The following is an 18018-nucleotide window of genomic DNA, read 5'->3' on the forward strand; positions in this document are numbered from 1 at the left end:
TTCTGGATGCTTCTGCTTGCGAATAACCTTGTTCTTTTACTAAGGCTATTGCATCTTGTTTAAATTCTTTTGAATATTTTTTACGTGTCATTTTACTATCTCCAGTTAAGACTATTATCTCTTATCTTGGGTAGTGGAATCCATTAAACCATGTCAATGTTCTATTTAGCTCAAGTTTATTCCTTATTGCTCCTGAACGAAGAATTAATCAAATTGATATTATTTTGGGGAATTTCCAAGAATCACTCACAACCCTTGATTTTAAAGGGCTGTAGAGGATGAATGTCTTATGCCCATGCAGACAAACAGTACACTTGTTATTTCATTCATAGTTCAACTTATAATTTATAGGCTCTTAATTAACAAAATATCACACTAAGATTCATTTAAACCAGCTAACAAGTGCGATTTATTGATAAATAATCAAACTAATTGCACCACCTAGCTCATTTAATAGACCCCCTTCTTTTTTACCACCTGTAATATCAAGTTCCCCTTTGGGCGTTCCATGACAATCAAGGCATGATTGTTGATAATATTCAGGTAAAATAAAACGGTAAGCCTTTTTACCTTTTATCTTAATGTTTTCGGAATATGACTGGCCTTTTTTATGGGCTGACATTTTGAATATATTTTCAATCACATTGTGTTCCCAGTAATCTGGGCTATTTGTTTTATTTCTAATGTACCTTGTCGGTGCAGTGAGTTTAATTTTCATTTTACCATTCATTTTTCGGCTGAATTTATTGGCCACCTTTCCGGCAAAAATTGCAGGTATGAATCCTTTAAAAGCAACGCCTTGCTTATTAATCAAATCCTGATTTTCAAACATCACTTCCTTTACCGAGTTAATCATCGCTTCTTGAACAGGCGTAAAGGAGTCAGGATATAGCCTTTTACCACTGGCCTTCTTATAGTTTTCGAGTAGCTTTTGAGTGACTATTTTTCCCGAAAGGCCTTTATCCCCAATATCAGGGTTATTGATGTGAGCTTGATTATCCGATATGACTTTTCTAGCTGCACGAAATAACGTAGTAAGTTCCTTACTTACCACCTCTTTAGTCTCTGCCATCACTGGTTTTGGCAAAAAAAACATAAACAGACTCAATAACAAGCCAATTGTGCACTTTAAACTCAAAACTGTTCTCCTACCAAGAGAGGAAGATATGCCAATTAAATTTAAAACCGATAAAGCGTTCGCAATCCATTTTTGATCTGCTGCACCTGTATAATCAAAAGGTTACCTTAATATTAGTACACATTTATAAACATGAGAGATGGTGTGTGTAATCCTATATAGTGTGATCTAGCCTTAATGATGACAACGAGGGTAAATACCGAAACCGTTGCCAATTAATGAAACTCAAGCCGCATAGTTTATGCCCAGAGTGCTGAAACTAGGTAACTTTTACCCTGCGGTTGGTGGCTCATGCTCACGGTGATAGCGGTGAATGATCCAGATGTAGTTTTCCATTATTGAACGCTCAGCTAAATGACTTAACACTTCAGCCTTCTGTTTTAGGGTAGAGGCATGTTCTATTTGTTGTTGAGCTTGATTAAAAACCATTGATTGGTTTCGGTATTGCCACAATAATTCCTTAACCGCCATTTTATTTTGATATATCTCCCAAACCCCCAACCAAAACGGTAATAACCCCATTAACAATACGGTAAAGATTTTTGCATCAACATGGGCAAAGAGAACAATCTCAACTAGTTGATACTTGAATAAAATCAAAACGATTGTTGCCATGGCGGATGCCGAAAACAATAACGATTTTATTTTTTCCAATTTATGATGATGGGCTGATAGATTCCTGATTTTCGCCTGAAAATAGTGCGCTTGCTCTGTTAACCAATGCTGACAAACAAAATTCATGTTGTATTCTTGCTGACTATTGGATTGCTCCTGCGGCACGAGCATTGATTGTTGTGACATAATCACCTGTTTTAACCAGCTAGCACCAGAAAACTGACTTACTCCAGACATATTCATTAGCTTAGTCGTCCTAACAGGATTGCTTTTATTGATTAGAACTAAGTAAAATTGTGTTCTTAATGTCTCAGCTAATACTCGCGCAGTTAAATGACGGGTGAACCACTTATTTTTAGTAGAGCCCTTAAAAAGATACCAGCCAAGAGCAAACAACAACAAATAGCCGATTAATAGAATTTTACTGGCAGTGATTTTGGCATAGACTAAAAATAACAGCCCCATAGCTGCTGCCATTAAACTAAATAATTTAAATTGCCCGTCTGAGCGTTTTTGATTTGCTAAAGCGACAGCATCTGCTTTTAAAAACTCCTCATCTAAGTGTTTTAATGTTGCAGACTGATCATTCGTTTCATCCATGTTGTAATTTGTAAGTAAACTGTATTGTCTAGATATCAAGTTTTGTTGCTCTAAATGTAAACATTGGCGGTTATAATCATCTAAATCACGCATCTGCGCACAAACAGATTCAGGCATAGCTGCGTGGGTTTTTATGGTATAGGGTCCCTGCATACCCGATAAGTATGACGGTTTGAAAGACGATAGTTCTATTTGATGATGATTTTTAGAGCCACTTGCTACCGGCAGCCAATACACGCTATTCGTGCCATAAATAGCTTGCTCGTCGCCATTGATATAGTTAACAGCTTGTTTAGAGATCTTATCGGCAATATTTTTAGCTTGCAGATAACTGAGTACAACATCCGCGGTTCCTCCCTTGAGTCCTGGATTCACACCATCCCAAACAGCAATTACAATGTTCGATTGCTCATTAATATACTTTGCTAATGAATGGTAAAGTGCATCACGCTCGGGTCCTTGCTGTTGAGCCTTAACCATATCTACAGCATCAGTGATTAAAGTCTTAACAGCAACGTTACCACTGGATAATAGCGTTTGATACTCATCCCAGGAGTCGGCAGAAAAATCAGCTCGGTAAATCTCTTCTGCCATCGGCAGTACGGCGTTAACTTTAATGTTTTTAGCAAGTGCTACTTTCGCCAATATCCGATCCGCACCATCGGCCATGCCCGTAACAACTTCTAGCGGTGTATTTGGCAATAACAATTTGAGCTCATCAAGGAATAAATGAACCGCCGTCATCAGGTGCTCTGCAGTGTTGGTATCAATATCTCGATGCCCCGTGATACCAATGACAAATGATTTTGCTTCCATTGTGAACACCTAGTTGCTAATAGTTAAATCTAGAATATATTTAAATATAAACTATGTTTAAGCCAGTTTCTTAAATTATTTATAATAAAATTAGGTTGTTATATGCCAGCTCCATATCTATTGCGCAAAAAAGCATTCAAGTTGATTGAAGGGAATGTTGATAATTCACCTTTATCCAAACATATCAACCTGTTTTTAATTGTCCTTATCATTGCTAATGTTGTTGCCGTCATTTTCGAGTCAGATGATGAATTTAATCGGCAATTCTCTACAGAATTTGCCCTATTCGAACTAATTTCAGTTAGCATTTTTTCGTTAGAATACTTGTTAAGAATATGGTCATGTGTTGAGTCTTACCAATTTAAACAATACTCGTCATTGCAAGCTCGATTGCGCTATATGACTTCTCCTTTGGCTGTCATAGATTTGATCGCCATAGCTCCGTTTTTCATCTCATTATTTATTGCTATCGATTTACGTTATTTACGCTTATTACGAGTACTACGATTGCTAAAACTTTCTCACCACTTTAAAGGCTTCAATATATTTTTAACGGTTATCCTTAAGGAGTTAAAAAGTATTACAGCGGCCTTAATGGTGATGATATTTCTTATTATCATCGCCGCAAGTTTGATGTACACAGTAGAAAACGAGGCACAACCAGAGTTTTTTGGTAGTATCATCCAATCACTCTGGTGGGCAGTAGTTACTATGACCACTGTTGGTTATGGTGATGTAACACCGGTGACTCTGCTGGGAAAAATGGTGGCCACTTTTATCATGCTCGTCGGTGTGGGCCTGGTGGCATTGCCTGCGGGTATGCTGGCTGCGAGATTTGGCGATGAGTTAAGGGAGCGCAAGCGTAACCTTAATGCACACGTAGAACACGCCCTGGCCGACGGTATTATTGATGAGCAAGAGCATCAGGACTTGGCAAAATTGGCCGATAAGTTAGAACTTAAACCCGAAGATTTAGAACGGAATATCAGGATTTTAAAAAAGGCTCATTTGGGTAAGAAATGTCCATATTGTGGGAAATAACCATTACCAGCCAGAACTTAGACCCATGGCATAAGTATTAATTGTCACCTTGATAAGGTGAAACAATCATAATGATCATTGAGCCTAAAATAAGCAGGCCCATCGCATCTCCAAACCACCATTTAAAAAATGAATCGATAAAGTAATTAACATCCAGAAATCCATAGCTTAATAACGATATGTTACCTATTAATGCACTGATGATGGGAGATATAATACAACCATATAAAACAAAAGCGGCTAACTCACGAAAGTTGCCCGTTGCCATTGAAAAATGCTTAACTTTAATCAATAAAAACCAGCCAAACAAAGCGGCGAGTGTAGAACCTACTCCAATAAAAAGTGCGGCGCCAAAAGGTAAATTCAAATTTGAAAGCTGAGCGCCCAGTAGAATAGCCGGCCAATACTTCCAGCCTTTTACTAATAAAGCCCCTAAGGCTAGTCCCGCAGAAGGCCATACTAACGCAACATGAGATGATGATATTGCCAACATTGATTTGCCAATAACAAAGTAGCAAGCTGCTATCGCCAGACACCAAGAGACATAATGAATAGGTTCATTAATAGTTTTATTCATAATGTCATCATCATTTATAGGTTTTCAAGTTGATTTAACACCAATTTTTTTAAATGTTTGCTAAGAATTAAACTAAAATCATCTTCAGAAGCAAAACCATGAAACGCACCCGAGTAACTTTCATTATCTTGTGACATAAACCATTGTTGAATAAAATTTTCCACTTTTTCTTTTTGCTCAAGTGAGTCCATCACCTGCTCGCGATTTTGTAGAGGAATAATAATTTCGGAGGTTTTTCTGTAGACCAGTATTTGCGGTACCCCCTTTTCTTTGTAGCCAGCAATAGCGTCTTCAAATTCATATTCAGAGCCGGAAAAATATCGACTGCCATCCTCCCTGGTAATTGTCTCTGGTAATTTGGAGCCGAGGCGCGACCAAAATATGCCGATATATATATCGCAATCTTTGGCGGGTGAAATTTGAGCTTGAAAAGTATCTGAGGCCAACAGTGGTTCATCTTCCCAAAATACAGGAACTAAATGCACGCGCTCAACAAGCTCATCATTGATTTCATTGATAATTGCTCTGGCGATTTGACGTTCGGCAATCACATCTCCGGGTGATGAAATGAATACTTTTAATCTTGGGACTTGATTCTTCCTCAGTCTGAATTTTTCCAGACTCGCGGCTATGCGTGCTTTTAACAGAATAGGATTGAATGGTTTAAAAACATAATCGTCAGCCCCCAATAAAATACAATGCACAATCTGGTCAATATCATCGAGGGCCGATAATATAATGACCGGAATATTTCTTAATATTTTATCTTTCTTTAATATGGCCAACACCTCTAGACCACTCATCTCAGGCATCACCATATCAAGTAGGATTAAATCGTACGATTGGCTTTCTAATAAGGTTAAAGCAGTTTTGCCGCCATCAACGGCTTTCGCTTGATAGCCATTACGGATTAACCGTCTGGTGAGTAGCTCGCGGTTGGCAGCATTATCATCAACAATCAGAATATTGCCGCCTTCACCAAGAGTATTGAAATGTATTTTATCAACACTTGGCATCGATGTTGTGGCTAATTCAGCGGATTCATTGCTCTGAGGTTGGCAAAATTCTAGCGAAGACAAGGTGGCAATGGTGACCTTATCCGCAACAATTTCGGTGAAGTTTTTCGCTGCCTGGTTGATATGGTTTAAATCGGTTAAAAATTCAGAGCGATTTTCTTCTTCCACTAACTCGGTCAGCATCTCACAATAGCCACTAATATGATTCAGTTGCATTCTCAATTGATATTCAACCGAGGTAATGTCAATATCCTCAACTTTACTCTTGTTTGGGCCGAGTAAATCTTCAATTAAAGTGAGTAACTTATTACCCGAAGCATGAATCCGCTCTAAATCCTGCTCAAATTCTGGCCAGGGGTTATCTTCCAGATCTTCAGCAAGCATTTCACTATAGCCGAGGATATGGCCAACCGGGGTTTTTAGATCGTGACGGATATTAGCTAATACGTCTTTAAAACTGTTTGTAGTCTCGGCCATATTATCAGCTTACTTATTGAGAAGCCTATCCATAATGCCAAGTAACCTTTTCAGATCAATTGGTTTAGTATCATATTCATCACAACCCGCCGCAATTGCTTTCTCCCTATCTTCCGACATAGCATGAGCCGTGAGGGCGATAATCGGTATATCTTTGGTGACATCGTTAGCCTTGATATGGCTTGCTGCAGTCCAACCATCCATTACCGGTAAACTCATATCCATTAATATTATTTCCGGTGACTCTGTTATCGACATATCAACGCCAATTTGACCGTTTACTGCCATTACCACGTTAAAACCTTTTTTGGTTAATCGTCGAGAAAGCATGTCGCGGTTCATTTCATTATCTTCTACAAGTAATACTTTACTCATATACCTACTCCAATTATATTTGCAGCCACTGGTTTAACCAAACTGACCATTTATTTCAGTCACTAATTGTTCAATACTGACTTCACCTTTAGAACAAACTTGCGCTACACTGCCCTGTAGGATTGTTTTTTCTTCAGCGCTCAAAATCTTTGCGGTTAATACCACTACCGGTACATTTCGACCATTTTTGCTAGCCCGTAATTTTTGTAAAAATTCAAAACCGTCCATCACCGGCATCATCAAATCGAGTAAAATTAAATCAAATTTACCCTTATGGAACTGCTCTAATCCTACTTTACCATTTTCAGCCGGCGTGGTTTTCCAGCCAATCGAAGTTAATGATTTCTCTGCCATATCTCGTGCCGCGTCATCGTCTTCAATCACTAATGCATTGCCGCGTAATGCATATTTTAAAACGACTTGTTTCAATAAATTTCGATCCACAGGTTTACTCAAATGATCAACCGCACCTAAAGTTGTACCAATGGCCTTATCACCAACAATAGAAATCATCACCACCGGTATATCTCTGGTGAAAGTGTCATCTTTTAATGCTTTCAACACCTGCCAGCCATCCATGTCCGGCATCATCACATCTAAGGTAATAAGTGACGGTTGCCATTTTTGCGCCAATTTGATCCCGGATTTACCATTGGCGACACAAATAACATGATAGCCTTCAGCTTCGAGGTGACGTTCCAAAATTTCACGGGCGTGCGGGTCATCATCAATCACCAGAACGTCTTTATGATGATCTGATTTTGGAATACTCTCGCTGATTTCTTTTTTGCTGTTGGTGGCAGTGGTTTTTGTCTCTACAGCCTTTTTACCGGCAACCACGCAAGGGAGTTCAAAGATGAATGAGGAGCCTTTGCCCTCTTCACTTTCAATGTGAATATTGCCGCCCATGAGCTCACAAAAACGCTTCACCAAAGCTAATCCTAAACCCGTTCCGCCATAATTTTTGGTGGTTGATTGATCTGCCTGGGAAAATTCTTCAAATACTGATTCCAATTTTTCGGCCGGTATACCTATACCGCTGTCTTTCACCGATATTTTAATCGCTGAATTTCCCTGCAGTTCAGCACATTGCGCGGTAATTGATATTTCTCCGTCTTTAGTGAATTTGGCTGAATTGGACACTAAGTTGAACAGGATTTGTCGCACCTTAGTAACATCAGCATGCATCAGGTCAATTTCACCATCTACATGTGTCGTTAGGTTATTGCCATTTTTATCGACTAACGTTTGCGCCGTAGTCGCAACGTCTTTAATAACGTCGGCTAAATTAAAATCTTCAAGAAATAAATCCATTCGACCGGCTTCTATTTTAGAGATATCTAAGACATCATTGATTAACGACAATAAATGCCTACCGGCAGCGGTTATTTTATTCAGATCGCCGAGCATTTCATCAAGGCCATCGTCTTCAGCATCTTCAGCCAACATTTCGGAATAACCGATAATCGCGTTCATTGGCGTTCTTAGCTCATGACTCATATTGGCGAGAAAGCCGCTCTTGGCGGCGTTTGCTTGCTCTGCTTTTTCACGTGCATATTGAATGTCTTGTTGCATTTGCTTGTATTCGGTGATGTCGCGCACTAAGCCAATAAACATTATCTCATCATCAATAAACACCATCTCGACTTTTAATTCTAACGGAAATTGACTGCCGTCTTGTCGTTGCCCAACAACTTCGCGGGTACTTCCGACGGTGTTCGACTTGCTGTTCGGGATATATTTTTCTAAATAATAATCGTGTTCCATGGCGATTGATTTGGGCATCAAAATTTTAATGTTTTTACCCACGATATCGCGTTCCTTATAGGAAAATATTTTTTCGGCAGATAAGTTAAAGCTTAAAATAGTGCCCTTTTTGTCAATAGTTATAATGCCATCAGGGCTTGATTGAATGATGGTAGCAACCCGTTGTTCACTGTTTTCTATTGCTTTTCTTGATGCTATTAAATCATTTTGAATTCCTTCCAATTCAACATTCTGATTGGCGAGTAATTGATTTTGCTGCTCTTGCTCCGCCAAGGTTTTATGGAGTTCTTGTGTGCGTTCGCCAACTCGAACCTCTAACTCCTCTTTTTTCTGTTCAACTTGCAAAAAAGTTTCTTTTAAGGACAGGCGCATGTTGTCAAAAATAACTGACAAATCGCCTATTTCATCTTTACTCACCCTTTCAATTTTAGTATCCAAATCACCGGCGGACAGTGCTTCAGCTGATTTTTCTAAGCGGCGAAGTGGTCGTGTTAATGAAATTGAAAGGTAGTAAGATATATAAATGGCAATGGCAATAAGGATCGACGATAACATAATCACTTGATCACGAAGTTTAGTAAATGACATAAATGCTTCGGCTTCATCTATTTCACTCATAATCACCCATTTTAAGTCCGGCAAGTTTAGTGGCCGATAAGCCGATAAAACACTCACCCCTCGGTAATCAGCAAAAATGTCAGTAGCCACTTGCCCGGCTAAAGCCGCTTGTGTTCCTACGGTGTCGACCATTTGTAAGCCAATAGAACTATTTAGATTATCAATTCTATCGACAATATTTTGCTCCGTGCCTAAAGACCTTATCATTGAGAGATAATTGATTTTATCCTCAATGAGAAATCGAGATTGATTGCGCAAAGTAAAATCTTCACCGACAATATAAGATTCTCCCGACGTTCCTAAACCTACTTCTTGCCAGCTTAATTTATTGGTCATGATGTCATTAATTTGATCAACCGGCATTTGAAAAATAAGTACACCAACTTTTTCAATACCGTTAAAAATTGGTGATGCAATAAAAGATGCGGGAGCATTGTATGAAGGTGGGTATGGGCTAAAATCGACGATTTTGACAAAGTCTTTATTTTGCGCGTGACTGGCCGCTTGAAAAGCCTTGGCAATATTAGTGTTTTTATATGGGCCAGTTAATAAATTAGTGGCGTAATCGACTTCCTTGAACACACTGTAGACAATATTGCCACTATGAGCGTCGACCAGGAAAATATCATAATATTTAAATTTTTCGAGATAGGAACGAATTGTTGGATGATAGCTGCGATGCGCCGCGGTATAACTTGAATAATCATTAGTTGCCGCTAATAAGTGTTTTTCTCCCGTCCTATTTTCATTATTGGCAATATACAAATATTGTAATAATTTACTGTTGGATTGTGTTGGCCAATACTCATCTGCAGAGATTGTTTTTTGTTGGTTCTCACGGATCCGTGGAATAAATTCATTATTGTAATAATCAGATAATACAGTGTCTTGGTTGACAAAACCTTGCTGTTGCACCACCAGTTCCTGCTCGACACTTTCAAAAGAAGCGGAAAATTGCATCATCGCATCAATGATCATCTTATCTTCTGATAGAGTAATAACTTGGTTGCTAATTTGTTGAAAATAATCTTCTATTTGTTGGGTCTTCATTTCCCGCACCGCGGTCAATTTTGCAAAGGCCTGTTGCTCAACATTGGTTCGAATATTGTTATTGGAAGAAGCGCCATTAACGAAGATCACCACTAAGGTTATCATCACCGTAACTAACAATAATTTAGTGCCAATTTTGATATTGCCAAACATCTGCTGCGTCCTTAGATTACTCAATCATTTATTCTTTTAATTTACGATACTGTATAAACATTAACTTTTGACCACATTGTGGTTAAGTGTCTGAATAGGATCGTCTATATTATTCATTGTTTCTTCGACGATACCGTGTTCTGAAATATTGAGTCCTACCAGTTCATGCTCTAGGCTAACCCTTAACGGGTATACTTTATTAACCAGCCACAATAATGCGTAGGTAATACCCAAAGTCCAAACTCCACACATAAGCACTCCTAACAGCTGAACTTCTATTTGTTCTATCCGGCTTAGTCCTGTTGCCAACACATCTAAATCGGCGTATAAACCAACAGCCAAAGTGCCCCAGATACCCGCACCTAAATGCACGGGTATAGCGCCTACGGCATCATCAATATGCAGATACTCAAGAAACTGTTCTACACCAATCACAATCATTCCACCGACAAGGCCAATAATCACAGCTGCCGGTGTAGAGACAGCAAAACAGTTTGCGGTAATGGCTACTAAACCACCTAAGCAACCGTTCATAAATTGGGTAACATTGAGATTTGTTTGCACCGCATATCCTAGTAATCCCGCCGAACACGCCCCAACCGATCCGGCAACTACAGTATTCACAATAATGAGTGATACTTGCTCATTTAACGCCAAGGTGCTACCACCATTAAATCCCAACCAACCAATGAATAACAGCACAGTGCCTAACGTAGCTTGCGATAAACTTGAGTGCTTAATGGCAACCCTTTTTCCATTAACAAATCGCCCATGTCGAGGCCCTACTATCAATAAAATGGCTAAAGCCGCCCAACCTCCAACACTATGCACAACTGAAGAGCCGGCAAAATCAATAAAGCCGAGGGAATTAAGCCAGCCGTTCGCAGCACCTTGATCTAAACCGGCCCATGCCCAATGACCAAAAACGGGGTAAACCAAGCCGGCGATGATTAAAGTAATCACTAAATAGGCACCAAACTTGATCCGTTCCGCTATTGCACCGGAAATAATGGTCACCGATGCGCCACAAAACATGACTTGGAAAACAAAAAATGCCCCGGCCATCATCGGTGTGGTTTGAAAATTTATGGCATAGCCTGAACTACCGATTAGACCTTGATAAGATGCGCCAAACATAAAAGCAAAGCTAAATAACCAAAAAATAAACGTAGTAAAACAAAAGTCGGCCAAATTCTTGATGGCAACATTAATGCTATTTTTATTACGGGTTAAGCCGCTTTCCAGACACAAAAAACCCGCCTGCATCAAAAAAACCAGAGCGCTACAAACGATTATCCAGAAAAAATCCAGCTGCTCTTGCATAAAGCAATATCCTTACTTACATTGTTTAGATATCTTATTAAAGCGCCCACACATCACAGGTTTGGTCCAGTCTGCGATTAAATACTTACTGGTCAAGATAAAATCTGACCATGCATCACCAGGAATATTTTTCGAGGGTTGTTCGATAAATTTGATCTTGCCTGAATCTTCAATTCGGCCCACCATAAAAGGCTTGGTAATATGGTGGTTAGGTAACATTTGTGCTTCTCCACCGGACAAATTCGTTACTTTTAAGCCGATTAATGCATCGATCACCCGGTTAGATTCTGTTGTTTGAGCAATATTTACTGCCTTTAACCATAGCTCAAAACCAATATAATGCGCTTCTATAGGGTCATTTGTTACCGCTTTTTTATTGTTCTGAAACGTTTGCCAACGTTGAATAAATGCAGTGTTATTCGGATGGCTTACATCCATAACATAATTCCAGGCAACTAAATGCCCAGTTAGATTTTCAGAGCCAATCTGCGACAGTTCGTTTTCGCTTATCGAAAAAGCCATGATCGGAAGTTCATTGGCATTAATCTTTTGTTTCACAATTTCTTGGTAAAAACTAACATTGGCGACGCCATTGATGGTGGAAACAATGGCCGTTTTTTTTCCTTGCTTCGCGTATCGCTTTATATCTGCGATCCTTTCTTGCCATTGATTAAAACCAAATGGGGTATAGCTGAGCATAATGTCATCATTATCGACACCTAATTCGTTAAGATAAGACGTTATTATTTTATTCACCGTTCGCGGGTAGAGGTAATCGGTTCCCATTAAAACCCAGCGTTCAATAGCTTTATCTTTAATTAAATAATCTATCGCGGGGAGCGCTTGCTGATTGGGGCTGGCACCAGTATAAAAAATATTTCTTGAAGATTCCTGACCTTCATATTGCACTGGATAAAAAAGTATATGGTTCAACTCTTCAACCACTGGCAACACATGTTTTCTCGAAACAGAGGTCCAACAGCCAAAGATGACATCAACATTTTTTTGCTCAATAAGTTGCCGGGCTTTTTCGGCAAATAATGGCCAATTCGATTCAGGATCTAACACGATGGCTTCAAGTTGTTTACCTAAAAGTCCTCCTTTAGAATTTTGCTCCTCTATTAACATTAGCAGTGCATCTTTTAACACGCTTTCACTAATGGCCATATCACCAGAAAGTGAGTGGAGAATACCCACTTTTATGGTGTCTTGTTTATTATATGCCATTGAATTGGTCGACAATGAAGTTAATAAGAAGACAATAGAAAGCAATATATTGTTGATACTTAGCACCTTAATATACCTCATTAGGGATATCTTCCTACAGATCTATATCAATTCCATAAGACACATAAAATTTTACGTCATCACCATCTAAATCGGTAATAGAGACCCCAAAAATAAAACATCTTTACTCAAACTCGCACCATATTCGACAAATGATTCTCCGGCATAAAATTCATCGGTACCAGTACCTACGTGCAAAGCGAGTGCTAAATCGGTTGCAACTTCAAATTCGGCATCGGCTGAAATGTATGAGTCATCGCCGGCATCAGCGCCTTCAGCATCAACGAGTACGACATAACTAATACTGAATGCACCAAAACCTAAACTGGCATTTACTTCGGTGAAATCCAAATTTGCGACAGCATCGGGGTATGCGTAATGAGTAAAACCAACATCATAGGTCATTGAATCAGAGATATTTCCGCTAAAACCACCATAAACATCAAGTTCGTAGGTCATCTCTTCTGCCCAATCGGCATCCGAAAGCCAAGTTCCCACGTAAAAACCGGAACCAATGTCGTAATCAATGCCTCCAGATACGGCAGCTTTTCCACCGGTTTGCTCAAGCCCTCGCCATAAATAGTTACTTGTTCCAGCAACGTTGGCCGATAAGCCTTCTAACGCAGAAACTGATGAAGTACAAAATCCACAAAATAAAAAAAACAGCAGAATTGAAGTATTAATTGTTTTCATTACAGACACATATTATTGTTTAAGCCTATTTTCAGACTAATTCAATTTAATCATTTGTCCAATTTTCATACAGCAATTGAGAGCTAAAGTAATACTTCTGACTAAAATTCATATTGTTGAAAACTGATACTTACGGAATTTATGTGCATGCTCTACATAAAGAATGATGCTGATTAGGCTTAATAACTTTGGCGTAGATCTAACTGTCACGATAAAATTCAAATCTAATTTACCGCAATATTGCAGCATAAATGATCCACCACAATAGGAGATGTTAGATCTTAAATGATTTGTGGTTGACTTCAATCGCTTCAATAAAAACACCTCTAAATTCGTACAGGTTAAGAGATCATTGGTTCGTCCAAACTCTGAGTTGTTTGCTAAAGCCAAGTGCAGACAATCAAGCACACAATAACCTGTTACCGCTATGCTGAGCTAGCCGCGTATACACATGTCAGGTCTTGTATTTATGTCACCTTCAGCATTAATGGTTGCTAGTTTGTCTTCAAGTAACAAGCCAACAATTTGATCAATATCTGATTTTCGAATGAAGATCAGGCGAAAGCCAAAGTAAAATAACGAGCTGGCCGCTACCTTTTGTGCGGAGTTAAGGTTAGTCCAAAGCATTTGGGTATTCGATAGTGTGTTCCGTCGCTCTGCTTGTTGTGAGTCTTTATCGTTGTTATTCATAACCTACCTTCTATAAGTACATTTATCTAATGGCTAACAGCAATTATTGTACCGTGTTTGTATCGCCTTGTTTTTACGAATGAAATTCATGCTTTAGAAATTCACGATGGTATAACTGTAAACGAATCTGACAGGCAGCTGCAGTCTAATGGCTTTGTTTTTGTAGGTAAACACATTCCAATGAGAAGGTTGCACACATAACCGAGCTAGACCGAGGGACAGTAAAAAACACCGTCAAAATTAAATCGGACATAGATAACATTGGGTAATTGTCAGGGCTTTTTACAACTGCTGGATAACAACATTAGTATAACTAGATAAGCGATTGAAACAAACCAAGTTTTTATAATAGGCATACTATTTGCCGTAACAGAAACCACAACCTCTAAGGCAATCTTTTAAAATGTTGTAAATCAATAAACTAGAGACAATAAAAACTAAGTTCAAAGACAGTATGGAGCAAACAATAAATGGAACAACTAACTCAAATCAAATTAACCATTTCAAAACTCATTTACATTGCCAGTATATTTATTTTAGCGGGTTGTGGTGGTTCAGGAAGCGATGACAAAGAGCCTACTCAGCAAACAGCTAATCAACCACCCTCAATCAACTCTCCCGCCTTGACTACAGCGACAGAAGATATTGAGTATCAATACCAACTTGTGGCCACTGATCCTGAGACTGCCGCGTCTGCATTAATATACAGCCTTAATTCTGCACCAGCGGGGATGGTCATTTCATCAGCAGGTATGATTACCTGGACACCGTTAGAAGGTGTATTAACTTCCGGAGAAGTCATAGTTAACGTGGCCGATGGCACTAGTACTGGTGCACTCTCAGTAACTCAATCATTTAACATTGATGTCACCCCGGTGAATGATCAACCGGTAATTGTATCTACAGCCGTCACGGTGGCTACCGAAGACATTGAATATCAGTATCAACTTGTTGCCAATGATCCTGACAGTGCCGCGTCTGCATTTATCTACAGTCTTAATTCTGCACCTGCTGGTATGGGCATTTCATCAGCAGGTATGATTACCTGGACACCGTTAGAAGGTGTATTAACTTCCGGGGAAGTCATAGTTAACGTGGCCGATGGCACTAGTGCTGGTGCACTATCAGTAACTCAATCATTTAACATTGATGTCACCCCGGTGAATGATCAACCGGTAATTGTATCTACAGCCGTCACGGTGGCTACCGAAGACATTGAATATCAGTATCAACTTGCGGTCAATGATCCTGATACCGCTGCATCTTTACTTGTCTATAGTTTTGACTCGGCAGCTGCTGAGATGAGCATTTCAACTACAGGACTTATCACCTGGACACCATTAGAAGGTGTTTTAACTTCCGGGGCAGTCATAGTGAAAGTGGCGGAGGGTAATTCAGCTGGTGCACTATCAGTAACTCAAACCTTTACTATTGATGTCACCCCGGTCAATGATCAACCGGTAATTGTATCAATAGCCCCAACTCAAATAGACAACGAAACCACACTCAGCTATCCGTTGGAAGTGGTAGACCCCGATGATGAAAATAACGGTACAGATCTAAGCTTTGAGCTAGTAACGGCACCCAGCGGTATGAGCATTTCTTCCACCGGCGAGATCCTGTGGACACCGATGCTGGAACAATCATCTCTGCTTGATATCAACGTCACCATTATTGATGGCGGTGAAGATAATACAACAGTATTTTCTCATGCATTTCAACTTGATGTACTTGTCTATCAAATCTTTAGCGGTCAAATTGTCAATTATTTTACTGGTGACGCGGTTCCAAATGCGACAGTACAATTCTCCAATGGTATCGAAAATGTCGCGTCAGCAATTGCAGACGAATCAGGCTTTTTCACAGTGCCGATTGTGGATCGTAACGTTACTGCAAACATGCTTGCCTCGGTTGATGTGAATAATTATGCCCAGGCAGCAACGGTGTTATCAAATCAAACTAGCGATCAGGTCCAATTCATCGCCATGCTGCCAGTACATGCCAGTATCTTCTTCGATAGCAGTGAAGCACAAGAATTGATGGTTGACGAACAAAGTTTGTTAAGTTTGTCCGCCAACAGTCTGGCACGTGAAGATGGTGAGGCAATCGAAGGACTGGTTAACGCGCAGATCACCATTATTGACCCCAGCTCAGACATCAACATAATGCCTGGTGACATGGTAACCATGGAAAATAATCAACGGCTACCAATTGAATCATTTGGTGCGATGAATGTGGTATTTAAAGACGAGTCCGGACAAGTCCTCAATTTAATTACCGGCCAATCTGCTGAAATTCGCATCCCTCTTGCACAAAATAGTATTAGCCCACCAAATTTAATTCCACTTTATTATTTTGATAATGCAACCAATACTTGGGTTGAAGAAGGTGAAGCCAGCTTAACCACAATTGGCGTTGATAGCTTCTATCAGGGCAATGTTAATCATTTCACTACCTGGAATGCCGATAAAGTTTATGAAACCATTTTCATTAATGGTTGCGTAGAAGACCAAGATGGCAATGTTTTATCCGATGTGAGCGTTTCATCACAAGGCAGAGACTATAACGGTACATCAAATACCAGAACTGATAGTCTCGGCGACTACTCTTTGCCGGTTAAGATGAATAGTTCGGTATTGCTCTCAGCATCTCAAGGGCAACAAAGTCGAACATTAAATATATCAACGGCAACTGCTGCGATATCTTTAGAAAGCTGTCTGGTGATGTCGCCGGCCATATCCACAATAAAACTTACCTGGGGCGCAAATCCGGGTGATTTGGATTCACATTTTTTCGGACCAACGGGGGTGAATGACGGTGAGTTTGAAGTGTATTTTGCCAATAAATCTCAGTTGGTTGCTGATATTCTGATAAATCTGGACGTTGATGACATTTCAAGTTTCGGCCCTGAAATAATCACCATTCCCAATTTCCCTGTCGCCGGACGCTATCAATATCTGGTCAATCACTATTCCGGAAGTGGCGACATTGCTCTATCTCCGGCTCGGGTTGAATTAAAATTAGGGGTGAGAACATCTATTTTCACCCCTCCAGATGGCCTTGCAAGCAACATTTGGCATGTATTTGATTTAATTGTTGACGAAAACGGCAATGCTATTGTTGAACCAATAAATGCCTGGTTAGATAATAAATCAGAACGTATAAATGTAAATACAAATTCAACTACAATTCAGGGGAAAAATAAATCGCTGTTTTATCAGTCAGCAGATGAGAAATATTACACTCATTAAGATAGCATTTTAGACGCTGCCTTCATTCTGACCTAGGAATTTAGGCGGCATATCTTAACACTTTATCGCAGTAACATGGGACAAAGAGGGTTATTGCTAGTTCTATATATCTGTCCGAAAAGGTTAGAGCAGCACTGTTTTGCATAGATTCATATCAATCACTTATCCATCTAACCTTATATACCTATAAAAATTAGCATGCTTTAACGAAAAGACTTGAAATACATGAGCGTATTTCAAGTCTTTAATTATGCGTCCTTTAATTAAGCTACCTAGTTGGTTTAGTTATCATCACTTGCAAGCGCCACTTTGAAATTAACAGCATTAACAGCATTAACAGCAACCAATATAGATTGATGGCACCACCGCCACCGCCGCCACCGTCATCTTTTGGTGGAGTGGTAGTGACTTGGTTTTTCACCGTGATGCTGGTATCGGTCGATATCTCTCGATTGCCCTGAGAAATGGTTAATCGAATAACCACCGCAGAATCACTGCTCACCTGTGGTGCGGTAAAGCCGGAGGTCGCAC

At 39.6% G+C, this 18018-nt stretch carries 14 protein-coding genes; 2 read left to right on the plus strand and 12 right to left on the minus strand.

Annotated features, from left to right (window positions below; translation table 11 throughout):
• The 3 genes from ND16A_RS21270 to ND16A_RS11485 form a co-directional block, all read right to left on the minus strand.
• Positions 1–91, minus strand: a 91-nt coding sequence (locus ND16A_RS21270; RefSeq protein ID WP_033077166.1) for a transposase, incomplete at its 3' end; no start/stop codon positions are given.
• A 318-nt stretch (positions 92–409) separates the two neighbouring features.
• On the minus strand, positions 410–1138 hold the full coding sequence (locus tag ND16A_RS11490; RefSeq protein ID WP_052072998.1) for a Tll0287-like domain-containing protein: 729 nt from the start codon (positions 1136–1138) through the stop codon (positions 410–412).
• A gap of 270 nt (positions 1139–1408) precedes the next feature.
• Positions 1409–3169 carry a hypothetical protein gene (locus tag ND16A_RS11485; protein ID WP_033077168.1) on the minus strand — a complete coding sequence of 587 codons (1761 nt, stop codon included), beginning with the start codon at positions 3167–3169 and terminating at the stop codon, positions 1409–1411.
• 102 nt (positions 3170–3271) lie between these two features.
• On the opposite strand from ND16A_RS11485, the gene ND16A_RS11480 reads away from it, so the two are divergent.
• Complete coding sequence (locus ND16A_RS11480; RefSeq protein WP_033077169.1) at positions 3272–4210, plus strand: ion transporter; 939 nt, start codon at positions 3272–3274, stop codon at positions 4208–4210.
• 37 nt (positions 4211–4247) lie between these two features.
• Here the strand turns inward: ND16A_RS11480 and ND16A_RS11475 are convergent, their stop codons facing one another.
• The 8 genes from ND16A_RS11475 to ND16A_RS11450 all read right to left on the minus strand — a co-directional run bounded on the left by ND16A_RS11475 (position 4248) and on the right by ND16A_RS11450 (position 14236).
• On the minus strand, positions 4248–4787 hold the full coding sequence (locus tag ND16A_RS11475; protein ID WP_081945528.1) for an MASE1 domain-containing protein: 540 nt from the start codon (positions 4785–4787) through the stop codon (positions 4248–4250).
• Between the two features lie 14 nt (positions 4788–4801).
• Complete coding sequence (locus ND16A_RS20170; RefSeq protein ID WP_052072999.1) at positions 4802–6280, minus strand: response regulator; 1479 nt, start codon at positions 6278–6280, stop codon at positions 4802–4804.
• A 9-nt stretch (positions 6281–6289) separates the two neighbouring features.
• The gene (locus ND16A_RS11470) at positions 6290–6655 is read right to left on the minus strand and encodes a response regulator (RefSeq protein WP_033077171.1); all 366 of its coding nucleotides are present in this window, start codon (positions 6653–6655) and stop codon (positions 6290–6292) included.
• Between the two features lie 33 nt (positions 6656–6688).
• Positions 6689–10243: a response regulator gene (locus ND16A_RS20175; RefSeq protein WP_052073000.1), complete on the minus strand. Its 3555-nt coding sequence runs from the start codon at positions 10241–10243 to the stop codon at positions 6689–6691.
• A 60-nt stretch (positions 10244–10303) separates the two neighbouring features.
• Positions 10304–11566 (minus strand): ammonium transporter, encoded by a 1263-nt coding sequence (locus ND16A_RS11465; protein ID WP_052073001.1) that lies wholly within the window; start codon positions 11564–11566, stop codon positions 10304–10306.
• Between the two features lie 12 nt (positions 11567–11578).
• Positions 11579–12874: an ABC transporter substrate-binding protein gene (locus ND16A_RS11460; RefSeq protein ID WP_033077172.1), complete on the minus strand. Its 1296-nt coding sequence runs from the start codon at positions 12872–12874 to the stop codon at positions 11579–11581.
• A gap of 66 nt (positions 12875–12940) precedes the next feature.
• Entirely contained in the window at positions 12941–13546 is a 606-nt protein-coding gene (locus tag ND16A_RS19905; RefSeq protein ID WP_052073002.1) for a TorF family putative porin, read from the minus strand.
• Positions 13547–13981: 435 nt separating this feature from the next.
• Positions 13982–14236, minus strand: a complete 255-nt coding sequence (locus ND16A_RS11450; protein WP_033077173.1) for a hypothetical protein — start codon at positions 14234–14236, stop codon at positions 13982–13984.
• A gap of 470 nt (positions 14237–14706) precedes the next feature.
• Here ND16A_RS11450 and ND16A_RS11445 point away from each other — a divergent pair, with 470 nt between their 5' ends.
• Complete coding sequence (locus ND16A_RS11445) at positions 14707–17487, plus strand: Ig-like domain-containing protein (protein ID WP_033077174.1); 2781 nt, start codon at positions 14707–14709, stop codon at positions 17485–17487.
• A gap of 268 nt (positions 17488–17755) precedes the next feature.
• Here the strand turns inward: ND16A_RS11445 and ND16A_RS21275 are convergent.
• Positions 17756–18018 (minus strand): hypothetical protein (locus ND16A_RS21275; RefSeq protein WP_033077175.1); only part of this gene is annotated, 263 nt, incomplete at its 5' end.

Origin of the sequence: Thalassotalea sp. ND16A (assembly GCF_000764205.1) — a bacterium.
Classification (GTDB): domain Bacteria; phylum Pseudomonadota; class Gammaproteobacteria; order Enterobacterales; family Alteromonadaceae; genus Thalassotalea_A.

What these genes read in the sequence shown, in the direction of transcription:
- ND16A_RS11485 (WP_033077168.1), bottom strand. Translation starts at nt 3,169, where the DNA reads ATGGAAGCAAAATCATTTGTCATTGGTATCACGGGGCATCGAGATATT.
- ND16A_RS11480 (WP_033077169.1), top strand. Translation starts at nt 3,272, where the DNA reads ATGCCAGCTCCATATCTATTGCGCAAAAAAGCATTCAAGTTGATTGAA.
- ND16A_RS11475 (WP_081945528.1), bottom strand. Translation starts at nt 4,787, where the DNA reads ATGAATAAAACTATTAATGAACCTATTCATTATGTCTCTTGGTGTCTG.
- ND16A_RS20170 (WP_052072999.1), bottom strand. Translation starts at nt 6,280, where the DNA reads ATGGCCGAGACTACAAACAGTTTTAAAGACGTATTAGCTAATATCCGT.
- ND16A_RS11470 (WP_033077171.1), bottom strand. Translation starts at nt 6,655, where the DNA reads ATGAGTAAAGTATTACTTGTAGAAGATAATGAAATGAACCGCGACATG.
- ND16A_RS20175 (WP_052073000.1), bottom strand. Translation starts at nt 10,243, where the DNA reads ATGTTTGGCAATATCAAAATTGGCACTAAATTATTGTTAGTTACGGTG.
- ND16A_RS11465 (WP_052073001.1), bottom strand. Translation starts at nt 11,566, where the DNA reads ATGCAAGAGCAGCTGGATTTTTTCTGGATAATCGTTTGTAGCGCTCTG.
- ND16A_RS11460 (WP_033077172.1), bottom strand. Translation starts at nt 12,874, where the DNA reads ATGAGGTATATTAAGGTGCTAAGTATCAACAATATATTGCTTTCTATT.
- ND16A_RS19905 (WP_052073002.1), bottom strand. Translation starts at nt 13,546, where the DNA reads ATGAAAACAATTAATACTTCAATTCTGCTGTTTTTTTTATTTTGTGGA.
- ND16A_RS11450 (WP_033077173.1), bottom strand. Translation starts at nt 14,236, where the DNA reads ATGAATAACAACGATAAAGACTCACAACAAGCAGAGCGACGGAACACA.
- ND16A_RS11445 (WP_033077174.1), top strand. Translation starts at nt 14,707, where the DNA reads ATGGAACAACTAACTCAAATCAAATTAACCATTTCAAAACTCATTTAC.